The 506-nt window shown below is 47.0% G+C and carries 1 protein-coding gene; it reads right to left on the bottom strand.

Annotated features, from left to right (window positions below):
• Positions 1 to 506, bottom strand: a 506-nt coding sequence (locus HW561_RS23605; RefSeq protein WP_176867795.1) for a DUF1254 domain-containing protein, incomplete at both ends; no start/stop codon positions are given.

A 506-nucleotide genomic window follows, 5' to 3' on the forward strand; every position in this document is an offset into this window, starting at 1 on the left:
TAGTGCGAGGGAAGGTATAGGTGAATTTATCCATAGAGTTGACCTCTTTGGTGTAGTTTTGCACCCAAGTTTCCACTTCGTCATAGTTATACGGCTGAACTTGGTAATCTGTGGCAAAGTTAAAATCAGCGACATTGACCTTGTCTAATTGCTCAACCGCGTGCTGGATGCCTTTTTCTGTGCCTGAGCGATAAATCAGCATCGCATATTCTGACTCAACAGCAAGTTCATACACACCATCTTCAACCACATAGTGTTGCCCATGACCGCGCTCGGTTACTACTTGTACGGCTAAATAGTTGTCTGTCTCTGGTATCGAAAAGCTCACCTTGCCATTTTTGGCTTTAACGATAGCCACGCCATATAGGGTGTCATCGTTCATCTGCACTGTTGGCGCCGCTTTGCCGCGTGGAGGCAGGTTCTGCATGATCACAAATTGAGAGTTCGCGCCTTTGCTTGTCCAGTTACGATAATTACGTGCGGTCTCAGCGTGCGAGAAGTTGTCC

This window comes from Ruegeria haliotis, assembly GCF_013377785.1.
Lineage (GTDB): Bacteria > Pseudomonadota > Alphaproteobacteria > Rhodobacterales > Rhodobacteraceae > Ruegeria > Ruegeria haliotis.